Annotated in this window: 4 protein-coding genes; 1 reads left to right on the top strand and 3 read right to left on the bottom strand. The window is 63.7% G+C overall.

Features of this window, described 5'->3' with window-relative positions; translation table 11 throughout:
* The 3 genes from iolD to E5W87_RS25970 all read right to left on the bottom strand — a co-directional run.
* The coding region (gene iolD, locus E5W87_RS25980; RefSeq protein ID WP_292404150.1) for a 3D-(3,5/4)-trihydroxycyclohexane-1,2-dione acylhydrolase (decyclizing) at positions 1–1,369 on the bottom strand (1,369 nt) is incomplete at its 3' end.
* 35 nt (positions 1,370–1,404) lie between these two features.
* Positions 1,405–3,339 (bottom strand): 5-dehydro-2-deoxygluconokinase, encoded by a 1,935-nt coding sequence (iolC, locus tag E5W87_RS25975; RefSeq protein WP_292404146.1) that lies wholly within the window; start codon positions 3,337–3,339, stop codon positions 1,405–1,407.
* 130 nt (positions 3,340–3,469) lie between these two features.
* Positions 3,470–4,315 (bottom strand): MurR/RpiR family transcriptional regulator, encoded by an 846-nt coding sequence (locus tag E5W87_RS25970; RefSeq protein ID WP_292404143.1) that lies wholly within the window; start codon positions 4,313–4,315, stop codon positions 3,470–3,472.
* 154 nt (positions 4,316–4,469) lie between these two features.
* Between E5W87_RS25970 and E5W87_RS25965 the strand changes: the two genes are divergently transcribed.
* Positions 4,470–5,579 (top strand): Gfo/Idh/MocA family oxidoreductase, encoded by a 1,110-nt coding sequence (locus tag E5W87_RS25965; protein ID WP_292404139.1) that lies wholly within the window; start codon positions 4,470–4,472, stop codon positions 5,577–5,579.
* The last annotated feature ends 165 nt before the right edge of the window (positions 5,580–5,744 follow it).

Genomic DNA, 5,744 nt, shown 5'->3' with positions numbered 1-5,744 from the left:
TCTTGACGCCGAGCCCGCCTGCGATCTCGTAGCCCATGGTCGAGAAGCCGTATTCGGCATGGTAGGAGCCGGGTGCGCCCGCCTGCCAGAGCTTGTGCAATTCGCCGGGCAGGCCGCCAGCAGCATGAAGCAATATCACGCCGGAGCCCACGGCGCGCTGCACGGCGCCGATCACCTGCGCGTCGGACGGATAGGCGGCGTTGGTCGACGCCGTCACCTTGTCGGCATCGGCCTGCCAGTCCTTCTTGCCCCTGGTCGCATTGTCGGTCCAGGTGGCCGGCGCCTTCCAGCCCTTCAGCGCCGCACCGAGCTCGGCGAGCCCTTCCGCCGCATCAGTGACGAGCGGCAGCGCCTGGTGCTTTCCCGCATCGAAAGGCTGAACGTTCAGCCCGATGATGGTTTTGCCGGAATTCTTGAACAGCGCCCAGGAACCGGTGGTGAAATCCTGCAGCCTGGTTCCGACGGCAAGCACCACGTCGGCTTCTTCGGCCAGCCTGTTGGCCGCCGAGGTGCCGGTGACGCCGACCGCCGCCATGTTGAGCGGATGATCGTCCGGCAGCGAGGATTTGCCGCCCTGCGTCTCACAAACGGGGATGCCGGCGTCCTGCACCAGCTTCGTCAATTCACCCGATGCCTGCGAATAAAGCACGCCGCCGCCGGCAATCACCAGCGGCTTCTTCGCGCCCTTTAGCGCCGCCACCGCGGCCGTCAATTCCCTACGGTCCGGGCGCGGCCGGCGCTGATGCCAGACCCGTTCGGCAAAGAAGCTCTCGGGGTAGTCATAGGCCTCGGCCTGCACGTCCTGGCAGAGCGCCAGCGTCACCGGTCCGCATTCGGCCGGATCGGTCAGCACCTGCATGGCGCGGCTGAGCGCCGGGATGATCTGCTCGGGGCGGGTGATGCGGTCGAAATAGCGCGACACCGGCCGAAAGCAGTCATTGACCGTCGCCGTGCCGTCGGAAAAATCCTCTGCCTGCTGCAGGACAGGGTCGGGAATGCGATTGGCGAAAACGTCGCCGGGGAGAAACAGGACGGGCAACCTGTTTACATGCGCCAATGCCGCCGCCGTCACCATGTTGAGCGCTCCGGGGCCGATCGAACTGGTCGCCGCCATGAAGCGGCGCCGGAAATTGGCCTTGGCGTAGCCGATCGCCGCATGCGCCATCGCCTGTTCGTTGTGAGCGCGGAAGGTCGGCAATTCGTCGCGCACCTGATAAAGCGCCTCGCCGACGCCGGCGACATTGCCATGGCCGAAGATCGCCCAGACGCCGCCGAAGATCGGCATTCTCCTGCCGTCGATTTCGGTCATCTGGCGGGCAAGAAAGCGGGTCAGCGCCTGCGCCATCGTCAGGCGGATCGTCTTGGTCATCTTGTCTTCCTCCGCAGTCCTTATGCCGCGCCTTCTTATGCTGCTTTGCGGCCGCGCGCGGCAAGCCATGCCTCGGTCAGTCTCTCGAAGCGCGACGCCATGTCGGCCACCGCCTCCTCATCCGACATCTTGCCGGCAAGCCATTGTTCGGCTGCGTTGATGAAAATGGTGCGGCCGACCGCGAAGCCCTTGACGATGGGCGCTTTGGCGGTGGCGGCAAAGGCGGCTTCCAGCTCGTCCTGCGGCGCTTCCAGGCCGAGCAGCACAATCCCGCGGCACCATGGATCGTTCTTCAGGATCACCGCCTCGATCTTTGCCCATGCGCCGGCTGAGGCCTGCGGCTCGAGCTTCCACCAGTCGGGCTTGATACCAAGCGCATAGAGTTCTTCCAGCGCGCGCGGGATCGTCGTGTCGTCGAGCTTGCCGTGCTTGCCGGCAATGATCTCGATGAGAAGTTCTCTGCCCACTTTCCGCGCGGCCTCGAACAGGCTTTTGAGCTTCTGCTGCTGCTCCGTCTTCAGCGCCTCCGGGTCGTCGGGGTGATAGAAGCACAGGCATTTGATGCAATGGTCGACCGGCCACTCGATCAACTGCGAGCCGATGTCCTGCGAGAATTCGAAACGAAGCGGGCGAGATCCCGGCAGTTCGACCGGCCGGCCAAGCCAAGCGAAGGAATGGCGGGCGAATTCGAACATCGCCTCGCGGCCGTATTTCTCGTCGAGCAGCATGCCATAGCCGGCGCGGCCGGCGGCAACCCTCGCCGCCGCCTTGACCGTCAGCACCTTGAAATCATGGATGCGCGACGGGTCGGCGCCGGCTTTCGCGGCGACATCGTCAAGCTGGATACGGTGGTCGCAGGCCAGCGCCATCAGCGAGGGAATGTCGCGCCGGCGCGTGGTCGCCCAATGGATATGATTGAGAGCTTCGTCCTTGCGCAGCGCCAGGTGCCTGCTGCCGTTCTTCAGGAAAAACTGCAGTTCCTCGAAGGTCGGGTATTCCGGCGCGCAGAGCAGCCGCGACACAGCGAAGGCGCCGCAGGCATTGGCCCAGGTCGCCGCCGTCTCGAGACTTTCACCGCCGAGCCAGCCGCGCAGGAAGCCCGACATGAAGGCGTCACCGGCACCAAGCACGTTGTAGATCTCGATCGGAAAACCCTTGCCGACAATGCCGTCCTCGAGATCGTCGCTGATCGCCCCGTCATAGACGATGCAGCCCATGGCGCCGCGCTTCAAGACGATGGTGGCCTTGGACAGCGAGCGGATCGTCTTCAACGCGCTCAGGCAATCGTCGGCGCCGGAGGCGATCATGATCTCTTCTTCGGTGCCCACGATCAGGTCGCAGTCGGGCAGCACTGTCTTCAGCTGGGCGGAGACCCGGTCGGATTTCACGTAGCGTTCGAACCCTTCGGCATGGCCGGCAAGGCCCCAGAGATTGGGCCGATAGTCGATGTCGAACACCACCTTGCCGCCCTTGGCCTTAATAGTGCGGATCGCCTTGCGCTGTGCGGCATCGCTGTTGGGCCGCGAAAAATGCGTGCCGGTGACGACGATGGCACGCGCCGAAGCGATGAACGCTTCGTCGATATCGTCTTCCGCAAGTGCCATGTCGGCGCAGTCAGTACGGTAGAAAATCATCGGCGAGACGCCTTCGTCCTCGACCGACAGCAGCACCAGCGCCGTCAGCCGGTCCGGGTCAGTCTTGAGGCCGGCCACGGAGACGCCTTCGCGCGTCAGCTGCTCGCGGATGAAGCGGCCCATCTGCTCGTCGCCGACGCGGGTGAGCAGCGCCGAGCGCAAGCCGAGCCTCGCCGTGCCGACCGAAATGTTGGCCGGACAGCCGCCGACCGACTTGGCAAAGGAGGTGATGTCCTCCAGGCGCGAGCCGATCTGCTGGCCATAGAGATCGACGGAGGCGCGGCCAATGGTGATAACGTCGAGCGGCGCATGTTTTGCGTCCACGGCTTCGCCCATTCGAACCTCCCATCAGCCTTGTTGTCTTGGGTAACACGCGCGAGCGGCAGCGTGGCGCCGGCAATATGAAATAATAATTCCAATCCATAGTCAATATGGAACACGTGTTCCTTTGCTGAAAAGTGGCCCTCTAAGCCTTGCGCTTGCGGCCGGCATCACGCCGCTTCTCGCCAACCGCGACGGTCAGTGCCATGGCCAGCGCCATTGTCGCCGACAGCGAGCGGAAGCCGGCGAAATCGGCCTCGGCGACCTCGAACCAGACCTTGGCGAACTGGGCGAGCGGCGAGAACGAGCTGTCGGTGATCGCCACGATCGGCACGCCTTGCTCCGAGATGACGCGCGCCTCCTCGATGGCCGCCGGGGCATAGGGCGAGAAGCTGATGGCGATGACGGCATCCCGGGGCGAGGCAAAGCCGATCATCTCGGCGTTGAGGCCGGCGGCCGATTCGATCAGCTGGTTGCGGATCTTGAGCTTGCCCAGCGCATAGGCGATGTAGGAGGCGACCGGATAGGAGCGACGCTTAGCCAGCACATAGATGGTCTCCGCCTTCGCCAGCAAGGCGATCGCATCTTCGAAATGCTCTTCGTTCAACCTGCCTGAAATATCGTTGAGCGAGGTGCTGGCCGCGGCGACGAAGCCGTCGAAGATCGCCCGGTGACCGGCGCCTTCCTCGGCCTTCGCGCGCAATGCCGCCAGCCTTTCGTCATAAGACGAATTGCGCTCACGCAGGCGCTCCCGAAACACCAGCTGCAGGCTGGTGAAGCCGTCGAAGCCGAGTTGCTGGGCGAAGCGGATCAGGGTCGAAGGCTGGACGCCGGCGGAGGCAGCGATGCTGGCGGCGGTGCCGAAGGCAATATCGTCGGGATTGTCGAGCGCATAGGCGGCGATCTGCGCGATACGCTTGGGCAGGCTATGGCGCCGTTCCAGGATCGTCGTACGCAGCGTCTCGAAATCGCGGGGCACCCGTTCGTCCATCGTCGCTCCGCCTAGGCCTATCAGTCGATGCTGTGTGCCCCATCATAGCGAGCCTGTGCAAGAAGGCCATAAAAAATGAGGCATGCGTTCCATTTCTGGATAAAATGGACTAATTCATCCACACAAAATCTTCCTGGCGACGGAGACAAGGGAAATGGTCGGAGTAGGCCTTATCGGCACAGGCTTCATGGGCAAGTGTCACGCCATCGCCTGGAACGCGGTCGGCACCGTCTTTCCCGACGTGGCCAAGCCAAGGCTGGTCCATCTCGGCGAGGTCGACGAGGAGCTTGCCAAGCGCCGTGCTACCGAATTCGGCTTTGCCAAGGCCTCCGGTGACTGGCGCGCCGTCGTCAACGACCCGGACGTCGACATCGTCTCGCTGACCACGCCGAACCAGTTCCACCCGGAAATGGCCATCGCCATCCTCGAGGCCGGCAAGCATCTGTGGTGCGAAAAACCGATGGCGCCGGGCTTTGCGGAGGCGCAAGCCATGGCGGCGGCGGCGCAAAAGTCCGGCAAGGTGGCGGCTCTCGGCTACAATTACATCCAGAATCCCGCCATCCGACATATCGGTGCGCTGCTCGACGAGAAGATCATCGGCGAGGTCAATCATCTGCGCATCGAGATGGACGAGGATTTCATGGCCGATCCGGAGGCGCTGTTCTTCTGGAAGCACGAGGCGGCGTCCGGTTACGGCGCGCTCGACGATTTCGCCGTGCATCCGCTGTCGCTGGTGGCCGTGCTGTTCGGCCGCGTCGCCCGCGTCATGTGCGACATGGCAAAACCCTATGCCGAGCGCCGTGTCGCGTCGGGCGGGCGCCGTGCGGTTGAGACCTACGACATCGCCAGCGTGCTGATGCATCTCGAAAACGGCGTTGCCGGCACACTGCTGGTCAACCGTTCGGCCTGGGGCCGCAAGGGCCGGATCGCCATCCAGATCTTCGGCTCGAAGGGCTCGATCCTGTATGACCAGGAGCGAATGAACGAGTTCCAGCTTTACCTGACGTCCGACCGTCCGACCGAGCAAGGCTACCGAACCATCCTGGTGGCGCCGCACCACAAGCCCTACGACGCCTTCCTGCCGGCACCCGGCCACGGCCTCGGTTTCAACGACCTCAAGATCATCGAATGCCGGGAGTTGCTGACCAGGCTGGCCGGCAAACCGGCGCGGATCATCGATTTCGACGAAGGCCTGGAGATCGAGCGCACCGTGCATGCCATGGCACGCTCGTTCAAGGAGCAGCGCTGGGTGGATGTGAGGTAGCGCCGGCGTAGGCTACCCCCTTCTCCCCTTGTGGGAGAAGGTGGATCGGCGCAGCGCCGAGACGGATGAGGGGTGCTGGAAGAAACGGCGCGTCAAAATGTCTAGCTATTTCAAAGAACTAACGACGTCAAAGTAGCGATCCGTCCAACACCCCTCATCCGACCG

The sequence above is a fragment of the Mesorhizobium sp. genome (assembly GCF_004962925.1).
In the GTDB taxonomy this organism is placed as follows: Bacteria; Pseudomonadota; Alphaproteobacteria; order Rhizobiales; family Rhizobiaceae; genus Mesorhizobium.
This window is presented reverse-complemented; position numbering and strand designations above follow the sequence as displayed.

Coding starts and splice junctions, on each gene's coding strand:
- iolC (WP_292404146.1), bottom strand. CDS start 3,339: ATGGGCGAAGCCGTGGACGCAAAACATGCGCCGCTCGACGTTATCACC.
- E5W87_RS25965 (WP_292404139.1), top strand. CDS start 4,470: ATGGTCGGAGTAGGCCTTATCGGCACAGGCTTCATGGGCAAGTGTCAC.
- E5W87_RS25970 (WP_292404143.1), bottom strand. CDS start 4,315: ATGGACGAACGGGTGCCCCGCGATTTCGAGACGCTGCGTACGACGATC.